Origin of the sequence: Burkholderia lata (assembly GCF_000012945.1) — a bacterium.
Taxonomy (GTDB): domain Bacteria; phylum Pseudomonadota; class Gammaproteobacteria; order Burkholderiales; family Burkholderiaceae; genus Burkholderia; species Burkholderia lata.
Map to the genome: position 1 here is coordinate 2,710,317 of NC_007511.1, position 20,422 is coordinate 2,730,738.

At 67.3% G+C, this 20,422-nt stretch carries 19 protein-coding genes; 8 read left to right on the forward strand and 11 right to left on the reverse strand.

The features are described 5' to 3' along the window. Positions 1-11 precede the first annotated feature (11 nt). From BCEP18194_RS34630 to kdpA, 5 genes are all read right to left on the reverse strand, one after another. Positions 12-764 carry a response regulator gene (locus tag BCEP18194_RS34630; RefSeq protein WP_011355972.1) on the reverse strand — a complete coding sequence of 251 codons (753 nt, stop codon included), beginning with the start codon at positions 762-764 and terminating at the stop codon, positions 12-14. Then, complete coding sequence (locus tag BCEP18194_RS34635) at positions 761-2,467, reverse strand: DUF4118 domain-containing protein (protein ID WP_011355973.1); 1,707 nt, start codon at positions 2,465-2,467, stop codon at positions 761-763. Before BCEP18194_RS34635 ends, BCEP18194_RS34630 begins: the two co-directional genes overlap by 4 nt. An 80-nt stretch (positions 2,468-2,547) precedes the next feature. Continuing rightward, entirely contained in the window at positions 2,548-4,596 is a 2,049-nt protein-coding gene (gene kdpB, locus BCEP18194_RS34640; RefSeq protein WP_041493368.1) for a potassium-transporting ATPase subunit KdpB, read from the reverse strand. Positions 4,597-4,652: 56 nt separating this feature from the next. Next, positions 4,653-5,354 (reverse strand): potassium-transporting ATPase subunit KdpC, encoded by a 702-nt coding sequence (gene kdpC / locus BCEP18194_RS34645; protein WP_011355975.1) that lies wholly within the window; start codon positions 5,352-5,354, stop codon positions 4,653-4,655. A 10-nt stretch (positions 5,355-5,364) separates the two neighbouring features. After that, complete coding sequence (gene kdpA / locus BCEP18194_RS34650; RefSeq protein ID WP_011355976.1) at positions 5,365-7,068, reverse strand: potassium-transporting ATPase subunit KdpA; 1,704 nt, start codon at positions 7,066-7,068, stop codon at positions 5,365-5,367. Here kdpA and BCEP18194_RS42200 point away from each other — a divergent pair. The 4 genes from BCEP18194_RS42200 to hutC all read left to right on the forward strand — a co-directional run bounded on the left by BCEP18194_RS42200 (position 7,048) and on the right by hutC (position 10,122). After that, the gene (locus BCEP18194_RS42200) at positions 7,048-7,413 is read left to right on the forward strand and encodes a hypothetical protein (protein ID WP_244273005.1); all 366 of its coding nucleotides are present in this window, start codon (positions 7,048-7,050) and stop codon (positions 7,411-7,413) included. The genes kdpA and BCEP18194_RS42200 overlap by 21 nt on opposite strands. A 209-nt stretch (positions 7,414-7,622) precedes the next feature. Continuing rightward, a complete protein-coding gene (locus BCEP18194_RS34655; protein WP_011355977.1) occupies positions 7,623-7,937 on the forward strand; it encodes a hypothetical protein in 315 nt (104 codons plus the stop codon). Positions 7,938-8,116: 179 nt separating this feature from the next. After that, complete coding sequence (locus tag BCEP18194_RS34660) at positions 8,117-9,244, forward strand: porin (RefSeq protein WP_011355978.1); 1,128 nt, start codon at positions 8,117-8,119, stop codon at positions 9,242-9,244. Between the two features lie 182 nt (positions 9,245-9,426). Then, positions 9,427-10,122 (forward strand): histidine utilization repressor, encoded by a 696-nt coding sequence (hutC, locus tag BCEP18194_RS34665; protein WP_011355979.1) that lies wholly within the window; start codon positions 9,427-9,429, stop codon positions 10,120-10,122. Positions 10,123-10,137: 15 nt separating this feature from the next. On the opposite strand, the gene BCEP18194_RS34670 is transcribed toward hutC, so the two are convergent. Next, positions 10,138-11,379, reverse strand: coding sequence for a glycosyltransferase (locus tag BCEP18194_RS34670; protein ID WP_011355980.1), 1,242 nt, complete (start codon positions 11,377-11,379; stop codon positions 10,138-10,140). Positions 11,380-11,473: 94 nt separating this feature from the next. On the opposite strand from BCEP18194_RS34670, the gene BCEP18194_RS34675 reads away from it, so the two are divergent. Beyond that, positions 11,474-12,094, forward strand: coding sequence for a TetR/AcrR family transcriptional regulator (locus BCEP18194_RS34675; RefSeq protein WP_011355981.1), 621 nt, complete (start codon positions 11,474-11,476; stop codon positions 12,092-12,094). 120 nt (positions 12,095-12,214) lie between these two features. Here the strand turns inward: BCEP18194_RS34675 and BCEP18194_RS34680 are convergent, their stop codons facing one another. Beyond that, a complete protein-coding gene (locus tag BCEP18194_RS34680; protein WP_011355982.1) occupies positions 12,215-12,817 on the reverse strand; it encodes a TetR family transcriptional regulator in 603 nt (200 codons plus the stop codon). A 390-nt stretch (positions 12,818-13,207) separates the two neighbouring features. On the opposite strand from BCEP18194_RS34680, the gene BCEP18194_RS34685 reads away from it, so the two are divergent. The 3 genes from BCEP18194_RS34685 to BCEP18194_RS34695 all read left to right on the forward strand — a co-directional run bounded on the left by BCEP18194_RS34685 (position 13,208) and on the right by BCEP18194_RS34695 (position 16,067). After that, positions 13,208-13,870, forward strand: a complete 663-nt coding sequence (locus BCEP18194_RS34685) for a DUF3313 domain-containing protein (protein ID WP_011355983.1) — start codon at positions 13,208-13,210, stop codon at positions 13,868-13,870. Positions 13,871-13,893: 23 nt separating this feature from the next. Then, complete coding sequence (locus tag BCEP18194_RS34690) at positions 13,894-15,534, forward strand: intermembrane transport protein PqiB (RefSeq protein WP_244273007.1); 1,641 nt, start codon at positions 13,894-13,896, stop codon at positions 15,532-15,534. Between the two features lie 179 nt (positions 15,535-15,713). After that, the gene (locus BCEP18194_RS34695) at positions 15,714-16,067 is read left to right on the forward strand and encodes a hypothetical protein (protein WP_011355985.1); all 354 of its coding nucleotides are present in this window, start codon (positions 15,714-15,716) and stop codon (positions 16,065-16,067) included. 37 nt (positions 16,068-16,104) lie between these two features. Here BCEP18194_RS34695 and BCEP18194_RS34700 read toward each other — a convergent pair whose 3' ends face one another. The 4 genes from BCEP18194_RS34700 to BCEP18194_RS34715 all read right to left on the reverse strand — a co-directional run bounded on the left by BCEP18194_RS34700 (position 16,105) and on the right by BCEP18194_RS34715 (position 20,219). Then, positions 16,105-16,965, reverse strand: coding sequence for an alpha/beta fold hydrolase (locus BCEP18194_RS34700; RefSeq protein ID WP_011355986.1), 861 nt, complete (start codon positions 16,963-16,965; stop codon positions 16,105-16,107). A 109-nt stretch (positions 16,966-17,074) separates the two neighbouring features. Next, on the reverse strand, positions 17,075-17,992 hold the full coding sequence (locus BCEP18194_RS34705) for a LysR family transcriptional regulator (protein WP_011355987.1): 918 nt from the start codon (positions 17,990-17,992) through the stop codon (positions 17,075-17,077). Between the two features lie 181 nt (positions 17,993-18,173). Then, positions 18,174-18,419 (reverse strand): DUF3717 domain-containing protein, encoded by a 246-nt coding sequence (locus BCEP18194_RS34710; protein WP_011355988.1) that lies wholly within the window; start codon positions 18,417-18,419, stop codon positions 18,174-18,176. Between the two features lie 264 nt (positions 18,420-18,683). Then, on the reverse strand, positions 18,684-20,219 hold the full coding sequence (locus tag BCEP18194_RS34715; protein WP_011355989.1) for an amino acid permease: 1,536 nt from the start codon (positions 20,217-20,219) through the stop codon (positions 18,684-18,686). Positions 20,220-20,422: the final 203 nt, after the last annotated feature.

A 20,422-nucleotide genomic window follows, 5' to 3' on the forward strand; every position in this document is an offset into this window, starting at 1 on the left:
GGCGCGAGCTTTCACTTGTCTAGACCTGGCAATGCCGCACCGCGCTGCCCGTCCGCCATGCCGACCGTTTCCAGACCGACCAGACGGTAGCCGAACTGCAACTCGGTCAGCAGGTGCCGCGGGCGTGCCGGCACCGGTTCGAGCTTCTGCCGCAGGTTCGTCATGTACACGCGCACGTAGTGCGCGCGGTCCGCGTCGTGGATGCCCCAGACCTCGGCCAGCAATTGCCGCGCGGCGATCACACCGCCGCGCGCGCGAATCAGCGCGGCGAGCAGCCGGAATTCGAGGCGCGTCAGATGGACCGGATCGCCGCCGCGGGCGACTTCGTGCTTGCCGAGATCGACCGTCACGTCGCCGAACCGCACGATCGACGACGATTGCCCGTCGGCCGACACGAACGCCGCGCGCCGCAACTGCGCGCGTGCCCGCGCGAGCAGTTCGGGCACGCCGAACGGCTTCGGCAGGTAATCGTCCGCGCCCGCATCGAGCGCCGCGACCTTCTCCACCTCCTGCTGCCGCGCCGACAGCACGATCACCGGCACCGTCGACCACTCGCGCAGCTCGCGGATGAAGGTCTTGCCGTCGTCGTCCGGCAGCCCGAGATCGACGATCACGAGATCGGGCTTGCTGCTCGACGCATACATCCGCGCCTCGCGGGCCGTCGACGCCTCGCAGGTGTCGAGCCCCTCCTGTTCCAGCGCCATCCGCACGAATCGGCGGATGTCCGATTCGTCCTCGACGATAAGTACGCGCGATCTGATCATGTCCGGCTCTCGTGTTCGATATCGGGCGGCGCGCCCAGTGGCAGGCGAATCTCGAACCGCGCGCCGTGCGGATCGAGCGGCACCGCGCGGATCGAGCCGCCGTGCGCGTTGACGATGCTGCGGCACAGCGCGAGCCCGAGCCCGACGCCGCTGATCGACGACTCCTTGCGTTCGCGCTCGAACGGCTCGAACAGCGGCTCGGTATTGCGCGCAATGAAGCCGGGGCCGTCGTCCTCGACGAACACGTAAAGCGTTTCGCCGAACACGCGGGCACGCACCGCCACGGCCGCGTCCGTACCCGCGTACTTCGACGCGTTGTCGAGCAGGTTCATCAGCACGCGCTCGATCAGCAGCGCGTCGACATCGATCAGCGGCAGGTCGGCCGGCAAGTCGGCGCTCACGTCGCGGCCGGCCAGCACGCCGGCCGAATGCGCGAGCGCGCTGCCGACGATCTCGTCGAGCATGTGCCACTCGCGATTCAGCCTCACGCCCTCGCTCTGCATGCGCGCGAGATCGAGCAGGTTCACGACGAGCCCGTGCAGCGCTTCGGCCTGGTTGCGGATGCCGTGTGCGAGCGCGGCCGGCTGACCGTCGGCCAGCCGCTCGGGCCGCTCCAGCGTCTCGGCGAGCCCGCGGATCGCGGTCAGCGGCGTCTTCAGGTCGTGCGACACCGCAGCGAGCAGCGCATTGCGCATCCGCTCGCCTTCGATGCGGACCAGCGTGTGCTGCGCGACGCCGACGTAGTGCACACGTTCGAGCGCCATCGCAATCGACGAGCACAATGCGTCGATCAGGCGGCGATCGTCGGGGTCCGTGGGGACCGGCTGCGCGTCGCCGAACAGCACGAGCACACCGCGTACGCGCATCGGCGCCTTCAGCGGCAGGTACTGCGCGGCCGCGCGCTCGAACGGCGGCAGCCCGCACCCGGCGCCGCGCGCATTCTCGTAGACCCAGCGCGCGATCGGTGCTTCGACGAAACGTGCGTGCTGCGCCGGCATCAGATGGTCATCCGCATCGGGCAGCACGAGCGCGACGCGCACGCCGAGCAGCGCCGCGATCGTGCCGGTGCAGATCGACGCGATCTGCTCGGTCTCGATCGCGGCCGACAGGTCATGCGCGACGCGCGCGAGCGCCGCCGAGCGTTTCTCGTTCGCGCGCGCGGCGCGTGCCTCCGCGCGCAAGCGCGCCGCGAGCTGGCCGATCGCCAGCGCGACGGCCAGCATCAGCGCGAACGTGAACACGTACTGCGTATCGGACACCGCGAACGACAGCCTCGGCTCGACGAAGAAGAAGTCGAAGCAACCGACGCACACGAACGCGGCCCACGCGCCGGCGAGCCGGCCGAGCCGCAGCGCGATCAGCACGACGGTCATCAGGAACAGCATCACGACGTTCGACAGGTCGAACACGCGCAGCAGCGCGCTCGCCGCAAGCGTCGCCAGCGCGCATACCAGCGTGGCGAGCAGTAGCGGCACCGCATATTCCGACACCCACACGTGCGTACGCGGGTGCGCTTCGCGTACGGCAAGCGTCGGCTGCTTGTCGGGCCCGGCACCTGCGATGCGGTCGGCCAGCGTCGCGCACGCGCGCAGCACGCCGCGCCAGCGGTCGCGGCGCACGCCGGCCTCGCTGCGGCGGGCGGCGGTATCCCGCTGCCCCGTTGCCCGTCGATTCGCTTCGCTCACGTTCACATTCACATCCATGATCGCTTCCGGCAATTGAAACGCCGAACGGCCCCGCGCACGCCGCGAAGGCGTGAGCGGGGCCGCGACGGCGCGTTCGGTCAGATAAACGGCGTCAACAGCATGTCGATCAGCTTGATGCCGATGAACGGCGCGATGATCCCGCCCACGCCATAGATCAGCAGGTTGCGCCCCAGCAGCTTCTCGGCCGGCTCCGCGCGATACTTCACGCCCTTCAGCGCGAGCGGGATCAACGCGACGATGATCAGCGCATTGAAGATCACCGCCGACAGGATCGCCGACGTCGGGCTGTGCAGCCCCATCACGTTCAGCGCGCCGAGCGCCGGATACGTCGCGACGAACGCGGCCGGGATGATCGCGAAATACTTCGCGAGATCGTTGGCCACGCTGAACGTGGTCAGCGCGCCGCGCGTCATGATCATCTGCTTGCCGACCTCGACCACCTGCATCAGCTTCGTCGGGTTGCTGTCGAGGTCGACCATGTTGGCCGCCTCCTTCGCCGCCTGCGTGCCGCTGTGCATCGCGACGGCCACGTCGGCCTGCGCAAGCGCGGGCGCGTCGTTGGTGCCGTCGCCCGTCATCGCGACGAGATGGCCCTTCGCCTGGTGCTCGCGGATCAGCCGCAGCTTGTCCTCGGGCGTCGCTTCGGCGAGGTAGTCGTCGACGCCGGCTTCCGCCGCGATCGCGGCCGCGGTGAGCCGGTTGTCGCCGGTGATCATCACGGTCTTCACGCCGACCTTGCGCAGCTCGGCGAAGCGCGCGGCGATCCCGTGCTTGACGATGTCCTTCAGCTCGATCGCGCCGAGCACGCGCGAGCCGTCGGCGACGACGAGCGGCGTGCCGCCGCGTCGCGCGATATCGTTGACAGCCGTCTCGACCGCTTGAGGAAACACGCCGCCGAGCGCATCGACGTGCGCGCGGATCGCCGACGCCGCGCCTTTGCGCACCTGACGCTCGCCGATGTCGAGGCCGCTCATCCGCGTACGCGCGCTGAACGGCACGGTGACACTGCCGGCGGTCGCGGCCACGTTCAGCGAGAAGCGCTGCTTCGCGAGCGCGACGATCGAGCGCCCCTCGGGTGTCTCGTCAGCGAGCGACGACAGTTGCGCGGCCTCGGCCAGCGCACGCTCGTCCACGCCCGGCGCCGGCCGGAACTGCACGGCCTCGCGGTTACCGAGCGTGATCGTGCCGGTCTTGTCGAGCAGCAGCACGTCGACGTCGCCGGCCGCCTCGATCGCGCGGCCCGACGTCGCAAGCACGTTCGCACGCATCATGCGGCTCATCCCCGCGATGCCGATCGCCGACAGCAGCGCACCGATCGTCGTCGGGATCAGGCAGACGAGCAGCGCGATCAGCACGGTCAGGCTCACCGCCGTGCCCGACGCGTTCAGCAGCACGCTGAACTGCGAGAACGGCAGCAGCGTCACGCACACGAGCAGGAAGATGATGGTCAGTGCGACGAGCAGGATCGTCAGCGCGACTTCGTTTGGCGTCTTGCCGCGCTTCGCGCCTTCGACCATCGCGATCATCCGGTCGAGAAATGCCTCGCCCGGTTGCGCGGTGATCTTCACGATGATCCAGTCGGACAGCACGCGCGTACCGCCCGTCACCGACGAGAAATCGCCGCCCGACTCGCGGATCACCGGCGCGGATTCACCCGTGATCGCCGATTCGTCGACCGACGCAACGCCGTCGATCACTTCGCCATCGGCCGGAATCGTGTCGCCGGCCTCGACGAGCACGATGCTGCCGGCGGCGAGCTCGTCGCTCGGCACGCGATGGCTGGTGCTGCCGAATTGCTTCGGCTCGTCGAGCACCTTCGCGTACACACGCTTGCGCGCCGCACGCAGCGCGTCGGCCTGCGCCTTGCCGCGCCCTTCGGCCAGCGCCTCGGCCGCGTTCGCGAACAGCACGGTGAACCACAACCAGCACGCGACCGCGAAGATGAAGCCGGCCGGCGCGTCGCCCGTGCCGGTCAGCGCCTGCAGCCACAGCACGGTCGTGACGATGCTGCCGAGATACACGACGAACATCACAGGATTCTTCAACTGGACGCGCGGCGCGAGCTTGCGGAATGCCTCGCGCAGCACGGCCGTCCAGCGCATCGACGGCACGCCGCCGACCGGCATCGCCGCTGGATTGATCGGGGTTTCGATATGGGACATGAGTGACTCCGTGGTTCCTGCTATTGCTTCGCGCCGGCCGCGTGGCCGAATGCGCGGTCCAGCGCCAGGTTCAGGTCGAGCACGCGCACGCGCGGTTCGCCGAGCACACCGAGCTGGCGCGGCAACGCGATGCGGTCGACGAGCGCCGCGACCTGTGCGGCATCGACGCCGCGTGCCTGTGCGACGCGTGCCGCCTGCAGCCGGGCGTTTGCGACCGAGATCTCGGGATCGAGCCCCGACGCCGACGCGGTCACCGCATCCGCCGGCACCGGCGTGCCGGCGGCGAGCGCGTTCTCCTGCCGATAGGCGCGCACCCGCTGCGCGATATTGGCGAGCAGCTTCTTGCTGGTGGCGCCCTGGTTGCTGGCGCCGCTGCCGGCCGCGTTGTACGGCTGGTCGACCGTCTTCGACGGATCCGCCGGATCGGTGCCGACCGTCGCGCTCGGCCGCCCGTGGAAGTAACCGGCGCGCGTGAAGTTCTGCCCGATCACCGCCGAGCCGACCGTCGCGCCGTTCTGCTGCACGAGACTGCCGCGCGCCTGCGACGGGAACAGCACGTTCGCGACGCCCGTGGTGAGCAGCGGATACGCGACACCCGTGACGAGCATGAACAGCACCGACGAAGCGATCACGGGCCGTACAAGGCCGCGCGTCGCCGCGCCGAACGAAGAACCGGGTGCCGGCGCGGCGGCGGCCGCTGCCTGGCGATTGCCTTGCATCATGATGTTTTCCTCAGAACAGTTGGCCGCCCGACATCATCAGGTGCTCGACGACCGGGCCGAGCGCGAGCGCCGGCAGGAATGTGAGGCCACCGACGACCAGGATCACGAAGACCAGCAGGCCGGCGAACAGGCCCGTCGACGTGGACAGCGTGCCCGCGCTTTCCGGCACGCTCTTCTTCGCGGCGAGGCTGCCCGCGACCGCGAGCATCGGCAGCAGCGTCAGGTAGCGGCCGATCAGCATCGCGAAGCCGATCGTCGTGTTGAAGAACGGCGTGTTCGCGTTCAGGCCCGCGAACGCGGAGCCGTTGTTGGCCGTGCCCGACGTGTACGCATACAGCACTTCGCTGAAGCCGTGCGGGCCGAGGTTCGCGAGGCTGTCCAGCGTCGAGTGCAGCATCGCTGCCACCGCGGTGAAACCGAGGATGCTGAACGGATGCGCGAGCACCGCGAGCATCACGAGCTTCATCTCGCGTGCCTCGATCTTCTTGCCGAGGAACTCCGGCGTGCGCCCGATCATCATCCCGACCAGGAACACCGTGAGTATCGCGAACGTGAACAGGTTGATCAGCCCGACGCCGTCGCCGCCGAACACGTTGTTCAGCATCATCTGCGCGATCGGCACGAGCCCGCCGAGCGGCGTCAGCGAGTCATGCATCGCGTCGACCGACCCGGTGGTCGCGGCCGTCGTGACGGTGGCGAACAGGCTCGTCTGCGCGATGCCGAAGCGCATCTCCTTGCCTTCCATGTTGCCGCCCGGCTGCGTGGCGCTCATCTGCTGGTCGACGCCCAGCCCGGCCACGAGCGGATTGCCATGCTGCTCGGCCGAATAGATCACGGCCAGGAAGCCGACGAACATCACGACGAACGCACCGAGAATCACCCAGCCCTGGCGGCGCCGGCCGATCATCGTGCCGAGCGCATAGGTCAGCGCGGACGGAATCAGCAGCATCGACAGCATGTGCAGCGTGTTGGTGAGCGGCGTCGGGTTCTCGAACGGGTGCGCTGCGTTCATGCTGAAGAAGCCGCCGCCGTTGGTGCCGATGTGCTTGATCGATTCGAGGCTGGCCACCGGCCCCGTCACGATCTGCTGGCGCGCGCCTTCGAGCGTGGTTGCCCACGCATCGGCGGCGAGCGTCTGCGGCATGCCCTGCCACACGTACACGAGCGCCATCACGAAGCTGAGCGGCAGCAGCACGCGATAGGTCACGCGCGTGAAGTCGACCCAGTAGTTGCCGATGTCCGTCGCGCTCTTGCGGCTCAGCCCGCGGATGAAGCCGCCCGCGGCCGCAACGCCGGTCGCCGCGCTAACCACCATCAGGAACGTGATGACGGCCATCTGCGAGAAGTTCGACAGGCTGCTCTCGCCTGCGTACGCCTGCCAGTTCGTGTTCGTGATGAACGACGCGGCCGTGTTGAAGGCGAGGTCGGGGCTTTGCGACGCGCGCTGCAATGCGTCGAACGGCAGTGCGTCCTGGATGCGCAGCAGCAGGTAGCCGACCAGCATCATCCCGGCATTGCTGAGCAGCAGCACCATCCCGTAGCGCTGCCACGACATCGCTTCGTCGGGGTTCACGCCGAGCAGCACATAGGTACGGCGTTCGACCCACGCGTGGCGCGGGCTCGTAAAGGCGTGCGCGAGCCATTTCCCGACGACGGGCACCAGCGCCAGCATGATCGCGAGAACGATCGCGAATTGAATGAGATTGTTGAACATGTCGACGCTCGCTCAGATCCGGTCAAGGCCGGTGATGAAACCCGCCGTCAAGACAAAGAACGCGAGCGTGAACAAAATGAAAAGCAGATCGCTCATGACATTCACCGATATTTTCGAATTCCTGTTGAATCGCGCCGATCAATACCGCTCGGGTTTGATCAGGGCATGAAACAGATAGATAAAGAGCGCGAGCGACAACGCGCCGGTGATCCACAACATGGCTTTCCCCTTTTTTCGTATGCGCGGCAACGCCGCGCGATCGTCGGCGTATCGGGCCTTGCCGTATCGGCGCAAGCCCGTGTGACGCCCCCATGCTCATCTGGCGAATGGGATGCGACAGTGTAGAAATCCGCGTATCAAAGCGGTGTTCAATTTCTTTACAAGGAATAAAAAAGCTGTAAAGACGAAAGCTGGTGGCGATGGCGTTTTTACAGGTTATTTTCAGGGCCGGTTCGAGTCTATACACCGTATCGTCACCTCGATTCCTAGAATGGGCGGCATGTCCAAGACGAGATCTCCGCGGTGCGGAGCACGATGCGACCCGGGGTGCCAGCATGAAACCGACCAGAATCGAATCCGCCGCTTCACGCGCTCTGCCGCCCGTTCGTTCGCGGCGCCGGTACCCGGCCGACGAGCTCGTGCTGCTGTCGATCCGCGTCGAATCGGACAACCTCGCCGTCGTGCGGCGCCTGCTGCACCAGGCGGTCGGCACCGCGCTCAATTTCTACACGGCCGCGATCGACAACCGCACCGGGCGCGCGTGCATCGAGCTTGAAGTCGCACGGTCGCAGGCGTCGCCGGCGATCCTGTCGATCCTTCGCCTGCTGCCCGCCGCCGAATTCGGCACGATCCGCCTGCTGCAACACTAGCCGGCGCCCGTTGCGGCCGCGCGTGACACGGATCACGCGCCCGCTCCCCTTTCATCGATTCGAACGCGCGTTGCCGACGCGAACGCGTGCGGCTCGTCACGAGCCGCGCCCGTTCGCCACCGGTGCGCGCGCCGGATCGTCGTTCCCGTCGCTACGGGCCCTTCCAGGAAGCACTCACAATGAAAAAAGCAGTCGCCGGTACCCTCTCCCTCGCATTCCTCAGCGCCGCCGCGCACGCGCAAAGCAGCGTCACGCTCTACGGGATGCTCGATGCGGGTATCGTCTATACGAACAACCAGTCCGGTAAAAGCGCGTGGCAACAAGGCAGCGGCCTGCTGTCGAATACGGTCTTCGGCCTGAGCGGCAACGAGGATCTCGGCGGCGGCCTGCATGCGCTGTTCCGCCTCGAAAACGGCTTCAACCTGAACAACGGCACGCAGTCCTACAAGAACACGATGTTCGGCCGCCGCGCGTACGTCGGCCTGCAGAGCGACCAGTACGGCGCACTGACGCTCGGCCGCCAGTACGACGCCGTGGTCGACTACCTCGGCCCGCTCGCGATGGCGAACAACGGCGACGGCAACAACCTCGCCTCGCATCCGTTCGACAACGACAACCTCGACGATTCGTTCTACATCAACAACGCGGTGAAATACACGAGCCCGACGCTCGCCGGCTGGCAGTTCGGCGGCCTGTACGGGTTCAGCAACGCGGCCGGCGGCTTCGCGAACAATCGCGCGTACAGCGCGGGCGTGTCGTATGCGAACGGGCCGGTGAGCCTCGGCGCCGCGTACCTGCAGCTCAACCGCGGCGGGCTGACGGCCGGCGGTGCGCTGTCGACCAACGACGGGCCGAATTTCCCGGCCGTGCGCCAGCGCGTGATGGGCGCGGGCGGCAGCTACGCATTCGACCGGCTGACGGTCGGCGCGCTGTGGACGCATTCGATGTTCGATGAAACGGCTGCGTCGTCGCTGCCCGGCGCGCTGAACGCGCTGCGCTTCGACAACTTCGAGGTCAACGCGCGCTATGCGCTGACGCCGGCCGTCTCGTTCGCGGGCGCCTATACGTTCACCAACGGCCGCTACGACGACGCAACCGGCAGCCATCGGCCGAAATGGCACCAGGTAACGCTGATGGCCGACTACGCGCTGAGCAAGCGCACCGACGTGTACGCGGAAACCGTCTACCAGCACCAGTTCGGCGTGCCGTCGGGCGCGACGCTCGGGTTCGCGAACGTCACGGGGCTCGCGGCTTCGTCGACCAACACGCAGGTGGTCGGGACGGTCGGCATCCGGCATCGGTTCTGACCGCGCGCCGGCCATCGAAAGCCGGCCGCTCTGTGCAATCCCGCATGGACGCGCGCCGGCCGAACAGGGATCATTCGGGAAATCCGGGCCCGCGCGTCCGCGAAACCGGTACACTCGGCGCCGGGCGCGCGCCGGATCGGCATTCGGCGGCGGGCCGCTGCCGACTCTGGAATCGTGATCCCATGACCACACCGATCTATCAGGAAATCAAGGACTTCATCCTCGCGCGCATTCATGCCGGCGAATGGGCGGAAGGCGACCAGGTGCCGTCGGAGAATGAGCTCGCGCGCGAATTCAACGTCGCGCGGATGACCGTCAACCGCGCGCTGCGCGAGCTGACCGCCGAGCAGGTGCTCACGCGCACGCGCGGCTCAGGCACGTACGTCGCATCGCCGAAGTACGAATCGACGCTCGTCGCGATCCGCAGCATCTCGGACGAAGTCGCCGCGCGCGGCCACGACTATCGCGCGCAGGTGCTGCAGGTGGGCGCAGCCGTCGCCGATGCGAAGCTCGCCGACGAACTGCGAATCGACACGGGCAGCCCGATCTTCCATTCGCGCGTGCTGCACTTCGAGAACGACACGCCGGTGCAGCTCGAGGAACGCTGGGTCAATCCGGCCTGCGCGCCCGAGTATGCGTTGCAGGACTTCACGACGACGACGCCGAACCAGTACCTGACGCGCGTCGCGCCGCTGCAGCGCGTCGAATACCGGATCGAGGCCGCGATGCCCGATACCGAAACGCGCCGCCACCTGACGATGGACGACCGCGAGCCGTGCCTGCTGCTGCATCGGCGCACGTGGTCGCAGGGGATAGTCGCGTCGGTCGCCAATCTGTGGCACCCGGGCAGCCGTTACCGGTTCACCGGGCATTTCTGATGTCGATGGGCGGGCTCACCGCGCTGCGGCACGCCCCCATCGCTCGATCGCACTGACGGCCCGCTTCAACCCGTCCTCCTGCGCGATGCGCGCGCCGAGTTCGATCGCGCGCGCTTTCGCTTCGTCCCGTTCGGCAAACGCGATGGCCCGCGCCAGCGCGGCAGCGTCCACACGCCGCCCCGCCACCGGCGCATCCGCCACGCCGAGCCGTTGCAGCCGGTTCGCCCAGAAGAACTGATCTCCGGCAAACGGCACGACGACCGAAGGAATACCGGCCCGCGCAGCCGAATGCGTGGTGCCCGATCCGCCGTGATGAATCGCCATCGATACGCGCGGGAACAGCCAGTCATGCGGCGTATCGCCGATCGCGTGCACGTTTGCCGGCAGCATCGATGCGTCTATACCACTCCAGCCCGGGTAGAACAACGCTCGCCGGCCTGCGAGCGCGTGCGTCAGCGCATCGACCATCGCAGCGCGATCGAAGCCGGCCATGCTGCCGAAACCGATGTACACGGGCCGATCGCCCGCGTCGAGAAAATCCGAAAGTTCAGGCGACGGTTCCCAAGCATGCGCATCGATCCGCCACTGGCCGCATGCCAGCACATTCGACGGCCAGTCGCCAGGGCCGGACAGCAGCGCCGGCGACACGCCGTACAGCATCGGATGATCGGTCCACACATGCTTGCGCGGCGGCAACCCGCACACGCTCGCTCGCGCCGCATTCGTCGCCTTCTTGAACGCCTGCCACAACAGCGCGTTCACCAACCGGTGGCTTGCGCGGTTCAGCCAGCGCGGCAACCTCCCCGGCGGCAGGAACGGCGACGCGAATTCCGTGGTGGGCGTGATCGGAATCATGCCGGTGCCGATCGCCGGCACGCCACGATACTCGGCGACCGACAAGCCGACGAACGATGCGAGCCCCGACACGAGGATCGCGTCGCAGCCTTCCGACGCATCCGAGATTTCGCGCATCCACGCAGCCGTGTTTGCATTGGCGATCGCCGCGAGCGCCTTCGACGTGTCGTTGAAACCACCGCGCCCGCGCACTGCATCCGCCAATGCGCCATCCGGCACAATCGCACGACGGATATCGCCGGACAACGGCGCCGACGGCACGCCGAGCGCAGCGGCCGACCCGAGCGTCGCCGCATCGGCCAGCAGCCGGACATCGTGGCCGGCATCGATCAGCGCACGGCCAAGCGCCGCGAGCGGGCGCGTGTCGCCTTCGGTGCCGTAGGTGGCGATGACGAGCTTCATGCGTGACTCCTCGTGCACGGCGGCAATGGGTGGATTCAGAAAAGTGCACGTCGTATACTAATGCAACTCGTGCACTTTCAGTCAATCCCCCGACATGACGACTCCCACCGACGATCCGGGCCGCCGCGCGCGCAAGCGCATCCAGATGCTCGCGCATCTCGCCGCCACCGGCGCACGCCTGTTCGACGCGCACGGCTACGAAGCCGTCACGATGGAACAGATCGCCGCGCAGGCCGATGTCGCGAAGCGCACGCTGTACAACCACTTTGCAACGAAGGAAGCCGTGCTCGCGCACTGGCTCGAAGGCGAACTCGCGCGCGATCTCGCGCATTTGCAGCGCGACGTCGCGCGACGCAAGACCTTCGCGTCGCGCATCGGCTGCGTGCTCGATGCGTCGGCCGCGTGGTGCGAGCAGCATCCCGCGTACCTGCTCGCGTATTTGCGCCATCGCTTCCTGAGCATCGGCGCGGTGGAGTCGGAAAGTAGTGGAGAGAGCGGCAGCGATATCGCGCTCGTGTGGCAGCAACTGATCGCAGCCGGGCAGCAATCCGGCGAACTGAACGGCACGCTGCGGGCCGACCAGCTCGCGACGTGGTTCCATCACCTGTATCTCGCGGCGATGCTGCGCTGGCTGACCGTGCCGGGGTTGTCGCTGAAACGGGAGTTCCAGGCGGTCGCGAAACTGTTCGTCGAAGGCGCGGAAGCGAAAGGCTGAAGGGAGCCGGTGGCCAGTGGCCGGTCACGCGCTCACTGGATCACAAGCGCCCGAACACGACCGCAAGTAGCGAGCGCCCGAAGCGGACGACCGCCACTCCACATGCGACGAATGCGCGCTTCATTTCTTCCGCGCCGATTTCGCGGCCGGTGCGGCAGCGCTGTCGCCCGACGGCCATTGCGACTCGTCGAGCAATCGGTCAAACAGTCGGGCCCGTTCGTCGGCCGACAGCGGGCACAGCCCGAACATCGCCGAGAGCGCGAGCCCCCAGGCCGCCTTCCAGCGCAGCAACGCAAGATCGGGATCGCCGGATTCGGCCGCGATGCGCTTCGCGTTCTCGGCGTCGATATCGCGCACCTGCTGCAACGGCGCGGGATCCTCGACCAGCGCTGCCATGATCGCGAGCGCGGCCGACGGTTGCTGGTCGATCACTTCGCGCATCGTCGCGATCTGCGCGGACAGCGTCGGCTGGGTCTCGCCCGGATCGCGCGCGGCCAGATACTCGCGCTGGAATCGTTGGTAGTAGTCCTGCTGATGTTCCATCAGCGCGTTCAGCACATCGCCTTTCGTGCGGAACTGATGCATCAGCCCGCCCTTGCTGATACCGCTTTCGCGTGAAATCGCATCGAACGTGAGCTTGCCCGGGCCGTCGCGCTCGAGGATCGCGAGCGCCGCCTGGATCGCGGCAGTGCGCGTTCGCTCGGAACGCGTCGGGTTGTCCATGAACTGTCCCCGCTATGGAGTCGTGCAATGCGACCGCGCCGGACCGGCACGATCGTATGAAGGAAGTGCGCGGAGTCTATCACAAACAAACCGCCTGGTCGGTTTACATCCGGAAATGGCGGTGCTACGATCGGCTCCCGCATCGGCCCCGGCCTGATGCCGGACCGCACCGCGCGTCGCGCGGCGTGATGCAAGCGCCGCATGCAGCCTGGCTGTCCGGTCGATAACCCCTGCCCGACGGCTTCCCGCCCCTGAGATTCACGGGGGCATTGCGCCTCAAAAACAAACCGTCTGGTTGGTTTTTTTCATAAACCCGAAAGCGGCGATGCCGCCCTGTTTCACCACCCTTCGCCCGGCTCCACCGGTGCGAACCCCGACCCGGAGCGTCAGATGAACCCCTTGTTCAAGTCCAGCCACCTGCTCAACGTCGCGCTTTGCGTCGCACTCGCCGGATGCGCCGGCGTCCAGCCCGCCCGCTACAGCAGCATCGAATCGTCGCCGTACCTGCGCAGCGATCCTCAGGACAAGTCCGGCCGCGTGCCCTATCGCTACGCATTGCCGGCTGACTGGCACTCCTACCGCAAGCTGATCCTCGACCCCGTGGCCATCTATCACGGCACCGACCACCAGTTCGGCGACCTGACCGACCAGGACAAGACGACGCTCGCCGCGTACATGGGCGACACGTTCGCGAAGAAGCTCGGCAAGCGCTTCGAACTGACGAACACGCCGGGCCCCGGCACGCTGCGCGTGAAGCTGACGCTGACGGGCGCCGTGACGACGACGACGTTTGCCGGCGCATTCGCGCACTTCGATCTCGCGGGCAACGTGTACAACGGCGTGCAGGCGATCCGCGGCCGCGAAGGCGCGTTCACGGGCTCGGTCATGTACGCGGTGGAGATCCGCGATGCGGCGACGAACCGGCTGATCAACGCGTACGTGACGAAGCAGTATCCGAATGCGATGAACATCGGTGCGAGTTTCGGTGCGCTCAGCGCGGCCAGGACGGGCATCGACAAGGGCGCCGATGCACTCGTCGCGCAATTCGACTGAAACCCGCCGGCACACGTTGGCCCGTGTTGCGCAGACGCGTGCCGGCTCGCGCGCGAGCGGCGCGCTTCTGGATCGTGCCGCTCGTGGCTGCTGCGCTCTGCATCGCATGGGGCATCACGTCGCTCGGCAGTCGCGGGCCGACGATCACGATCGTCTTCGCGAGCGCCGACGGGCTGGCAGCCGGCCGATCGACGCTGCGGCTGCGCAATGTCGACATCGGCCGCGTCACGCGCGTTCGCGCATTGCGCGGACAACCGGGCGTGACGATCGATGTGCGACTGAACGCCGACGCGCAGGCACTGGCGGTGGCGGATTCACGCTTCTGGATCGTGCGGCCGCGCATCGGGGCCGGTGGCCTCTCCGGTCTCGATGCGGTGTTGTCCGGTTCATACATCGCGGCCGCGCTTGGCCATGCGCGCGAGCCGCGCACGACGTTCACCGGGCTCGACGCGCCACCGGTCGCCGAAGAAGGCGGCCGTCACTACACGCTGCGCGCGACATCGCTCGGCTCGGTCGCGATCGGTTCGCCCGTCTATCACCGGCGCGCACGCGTCGGCCAGGTGACCGGCTATGCGCTCGATGCCGACGGGCACGGCGTCTCGATCGACGTGTTCGTCGCCGCGCCGTTCGACCGAACCGTCGACGTCGATGCGCGCTGGTGGCAGGCAAGCGGCCTCGGCCTGCGGCTCGGTGCGGGCGGCATGACACTCGACACGCCGTCGATCGCCGCGTTGCTCAGCGGTGCCCTTGCGTTCGCGTCGCCGCCTGGGCGCGCATCAAGCGTCGCGGCACCAGACGGCGCACGCTTTCGCGTGGCCGATGACGAAATCGATGCGATGCGCACGCCGAACGCACCGGCCGCGCCCGTCGTGATGCGTTTCGATCGTTCGCTGCGCGGCCTCGAGGTCGGTGCGCCGGTGGAGTTTCGCGGCATCGAACTCGGCAACGTGACGGCCGTCGGTACCGAATACGACGCAGCACGCGGCGACGTCACGATGCGCGTGACGATGGCGCTCTACCCCGATCGCCTCGGGCAGCGCTACCGCGACGTACTCGGCAACGGTGCCAGCGAAGCCGGCAAGGTGCTGCTGCGCACGCTCGTCGCGCGCGGTTTGCGTGGCCAGTTGCGCGTCGGCAACCCGATCGCGAACCGCTCGTATGTCGCGCTCGACATGTTTCCGCATGCACCGCCCGCATCGGTCGACACGAATCGCGAGCCGATCGCGTTGCCGACCGTGCCCGGCACGCTCGACGTGCTGCGCGTCCAGATGACCGATATCGCCGGCACGCTTTCCCGGTTGCCGCTCGATCGCATCGGCACGGACATGAATGCGGCACTCGTGAGCACCGATGCACTGTTCAAGCAACTCGATACCGAACTCGCACCGCATGCACGCATCGCGCTGGGCACCGCACGGCAATCGTTCATGGCCGCGCAGACGATGCTCGTGCAACAAGGTGCCGATACATCGAACGTGCGCCGCACGCTGACGCAATTCGCACGCACGTCAAGCGCGCTACGCGCGTTGGCCGACGATATGGAGCAGCATCCCGAGTGGTTATTGCCGAATGCATCGAGCACCACGCAACCAGCCGGTGCAGCGCATCCGGCGAATACGGCGAGTGCGGCGAATGCGGCGAATGCGGCGAATGCGGCGCGATAGATGCGTCGCACGGCGCAGATGCATTTTTACGACGAACGCACGCATCGCATGCCAAATTTCCCGCGCAGCAGTATGCTGATGTCGTACGGCCGCGCACGACGCTTCGGGTAATCCCTTCGTTTGCACGTTGTCGCGCTGCCGTCGCGACCGCAATCATGCGTTGCAAGGAGGGATTCGTGATGGCAACCACGCATCAGCATTTCCACCTCGAACTACGGCACGCCACCGCGCCGACCTATTTCATCAGCTACCTGTTTCCCGCCTTGCTGTTCGTTTACGAACTGCTGCGCGTCGGCCAATGGATCCGCGATCACGGGATGCAATTCGCCGCGTTCAAGCAGATGGGTTACGAGTATCTGCTGATGCTGCTGTTCGTCGGGCTGCAGATCGTCGTCGAGGCGATCTTCCTGCTCGGCGCCGCGATGCGAAAGGATCATCGCGATTTCGAGCACCGGCTGCCGAACGTGGTCCTCGGTATCGGCTGCTCGATCGCGCTGCTCGCGATCGACCTCGCGATCCAGCTCGCGTTCTGATAGCCGGCGGGCGCACGCCCGCCGGTGGCAGCAGCGCTCAGGCGAGCGCGTCGCGCAGGAACGTCGTCACGGCGGCCAGCACGTCGTCGGTTCGCTCGCGGTGCGGCATGTGCCCGCACCGGCCGAGCAACAGATACGACGACGGCCCCGCGACGCGCGCGGCGATCCGCTTCGGATGCACGTCGGATCCATATTCGTCGTCTTCGCCGTGAATCGCGAGCGTCGCGCATTGCACGCGCGGCAAGTCGTCGTCGAGACTCCAGTCGCGAAACGCCGGCGACAGCCACGTGTCGACCCACGCGCGCAGCACCCATTCGGCCTTGTCGCCGTGATAGCGCGCGAGCCGGTCGAGCTGACCCGGTTCGTCGAACTGCTGCCCCGCGTCGCGAATGCCGGCCAGCGTGCGATCCTCGACGAACGCCTGCGCGGCGATCGTCACGAGCGCGCGGCAACGCTGCGGATGCGCGGCCGCACACCCGACCGCCATCCCGCCACCGACGCTGTGGCCGAGCGCGACGAACGCGTCGACGCCCAGTTGTTCGAGCAGTGCCGCGAACGCGTGATCGGCCTCGTCGCGCACGAACGTCGTGCCGAGTTGCCCCGGATGACGATCGGAACGACCGAAGCCCAGGCGATCGTAGGCGATCACGTCGCGCTGCGTGGCGCTCGCGAGTTGCGCGGGGAAGTCGCGCCATAGGTCGACGCAGCCTAGCGAATCGTGCAGCAGCACGATCGGTGCGGCCGGCGCAGGTGCGAGCGACTCAGGTGCGGCCGGCTCCGATGCGTGCTGCTTCGACGCCCCCGCCGCCTGTTGCGCCACCCCACCACGCCAGCGTTTCGCAAAGAGGCGCCCTTGCGGCGTCTCGACAGTTGTCTCCTCGATCAGGATATCGGTCATGTGTGTGTCGTCTGCATGAAAGCGGCCGCCACTCGGCGGCCTTATCGGATCACGCGATGGTGGCCCGCGCCCGCGCGCAGCGTCAAGCAAGCCCCCACTGCCCACGCGTTCATTCGGGTTGCGGCGGCAGATACTCCATCTGCGCCTCGTCGTACAGCCGGTAGATCAGCGCCTGCATCGCGCGGAGGTCCTCCGATTCGTCGAGCATCCGCATGCTCATGATGATCGGCGACACGAGGTTCGGATCGTCGAGCGGCTTGTAGCTGATGTCGTCGCGCTTCAGCCCGTACACGCTGTGCGGCACGACCGACACGCCCTCGCCCATCGCGACGAGACCGAGCGCGATCTGCAGTTCGCGCGTCTCGTAGATCTTGCGCGGCTGCAACGCGCGATCGTGAAAGGCCGCGAGCACCTGGTCCGCATAGCTCGGGCGCGGCGCCTTCGGAAAGATGATCAGCGTGTCGTTCACGAGATCGTGCAGCGACAGCACGGGCTTCGCGCTGTCCAGCGGATGGCCGACCGGCAGCGCGACGATCATCCGCTCCTCGCGCAGCACGACGCGCCGCACGCTCGGATCCTCGTGGCGGATGCGCCCGAACCCGACGTCGATGCGCCCTTCCTTCAGCGCCTTGATCTGGTCCATCGTCGACATCTCGTGCAGGCTCAGCTCGACGGCCGGATACTCGCTGCGAAAGCGCCGGATGATCTTCGGCAGCATCCCGTACAGCGTCGAACCGACGAAGCCGACCGACATGCTGCGCTCGATCTTGCCGACCCGCTTCGTCATCGATTCGAGCTCGGTCGTCTGCGCGAGCAGCTGCACCGCGTGCGAATAGAAGAAGCGGCCCGCGTCGGTCAGCTTCAGCGGCCGCGCATTGCGCTCGAACAGCGGCACGCCGAGCGCTTCCTCGAGTTGCTGGATCTGCCGGCTCAGCGGCGGCTGGGCGATATGCAGCCGTTCGGCCGCCCGCGTGAAATTCCGCTCCTCGGCAACCGCGACGAAGTAGCGGAGGTGTCTCAACTCCATGTTCGATGCCTCCCGGACAGCGATCCGGCGTTCAATCCCGGCCGGATGATGTCGTCACGATACCGCAGGCGGCGCAAACCGCCACGTGCGCGGCCCCGCGCCGCCCAAAGCAAAACGGGAAGCCCGCGAGCTTCCCGTCAGTTTCATCGACGCCGCGGCGCGGCGGCGTCACGACCGCCCGTCACACTTCGGTCGCGTAGAGCGCGTCGCGCTGCTCGTCGCTCAGCGAATCGAGCGGCACGTCCGGCAACTTGTAGCAAATCATCGTGCCGTACAGTTCCGCGAGGCAATTGCTGCCGGCGTCGAGCGCGTAGCCGTCCTCGCCGTCCGGCGCCGGCGGGTACACTTCGCGCCACGCGTTGATCGCGGCTTCGAGTCGCACGATGGAAACGGGTCCGGCCTTCCGCTCGGCGGGTGATGCGCTCATGGATTCCTCTGGGTTGCGCGCTCCGCGGGCCGTATCGGCCCGGATGGAACGATGAAAACGCCGGGCATTTCGCCGGCCGCCGCACGTCGCGCGCGCCGGATGCCGATCCGCGCTGCGCGCCTCGCGCCGGCCGGGCCGCAGCCCGGTAGGGTCGGGCAATATAACCGGCTTTGACCCCGTGCAGGCAAAAGCCGGGCAAAAAAAACGGGAAGCGCGCGGCTTCCCGTTTCATCGCACGTCGCGCGGCCACCGGCCGCGCCCGCGTCAGCCCGCGGTTTCGCGGTTCGCCACCGGCTGCTGCTGCGCACCGCGGCCCGCGGCGATCCACGGCGCGATTTCCATGTCTTCGTAGCGCACCAGGCGGCTCTTCTTCAGGAACCGGAAGCCGAGCCACACGACGAGGAACAGCGGAATGCCGACATAGGTCGCGGCCACGCCGGCCCAGTCGATCCGGTTCGCGAGGAATGCCTGATAGTCCTGCCCGAGCGCGATCACGAGACACAGCACGAACGCGAACAGCGGGCCGAACGGGAACCACTTCGACTGGTACGGCAGCTGGTCGAGCGAGTAGCCCTGCTTCACGTAGCCCTTGCGGAACCGGTAGTGGCTGACCGCGATGCCGAGCCACGCGATGAAGCCCGTCATCCCCGACGTGTTCAGCAGCCACAGGTACACGGTCTTGTCGCCGTACAGCGACGTGAAGAAGCACAGCGCGCCGACGGCCGTCGTCGCGTACAGCGCGTTGCGCGGCACACCACCGCGCGACAGCTTCGCGAAGATCTTCGGTGCACGGCCTTCGGTTGCGAGGTTGTAGAGCATCCGCGTGGACGCATACATGCCCGAGTTGCCGGCCGACAGCACGGCCGTCAGGATCACCGCGTTCATCACGCCGGCGGCAAAGGCGAGGCCCGCGTGGCGGAACACGAGCGTGAACGGGCTCACGCCGATGTCGGTCACGTCCGTCTTCAGCAGGTTCGGGTCGGTATAGGGAATCAGCACGCCGATCACGAAGATCGCGAACACGTAGAACAGCAGGATCCGCCAGAACACCTGGCGCACCGCGCGCGGGATCGTCGTGCGCGGGTTTTCCGATTCGCCGGCCGCGACGCCGATCAGCTCGGTGCCCTGGAACGAGAAGCCGGCGATCATCGCGACGCCCATCAGCGCCGGCAGGCCGCCCGCGAACGGTGCGTCGCCGATCGTCAGGTTGCCCCAGCCGTTGCTCGGCGCGCCCTTCAGAATGCCGAAGATCATCAGCAGGCCGACGCCGATGAACGCGACCACGGTGACGACCTTGATCAGCGCGAACCAGTATTCGGCTTCACCAAAGCCGCGCACGGTCAGCGCGTTGAGCAGGAACATCACGCCGAGGAACGCCGCGCTCCACCACACGCCCGGCACGTCGGGAAACCAGTAATGCATCACGAGCTGCGCGGCGACCAGCTCCACCGCGATCGTCACGGCCCAGTTGTACCAGTAGTTCCAGCCGAGCGCGAAGCCGAAGCCTTCGTCGACGTATTTCGCGCCGTAGGTCGCGAACGAACCCGACACCGGCATGAACGCGGCCATTTCGCCGAGGCTCGTCATCAGGAAGTAGACCATCAGGCCGATCGCCATGTACGCGACCATCGCGCCGCCGGGGCCGGCCTGCGAGATCGACGCGCCGGACGCGACGAACAGGCCCGTGCCGATCGAGCCGCCGATGGCGATCATCGTCAGGTGGCGCGCCTTCAGCGCGCGATGAAGCTTGGGAGGGTTCGCTGACGAACCGGATGGGTCGGATTTCGGAATTGCGGACATAAACGAGACGAACGTTGAGCGGGCCGGCATCCGTAGCCGGCGCATGCGGAATCGGAGCGCGGTGCGCGTCCTGCGATGCATTCGATGCGGCCCCGATACGCGTTGCGCGGCGGGCGCCTGCGGCGAAGCGCGGATTCTACCTGATTCGTCACGGGGACAGCTCAGGTGCCGCCGCCCGCCGCCACCGCGGAGATTTCGCAGAA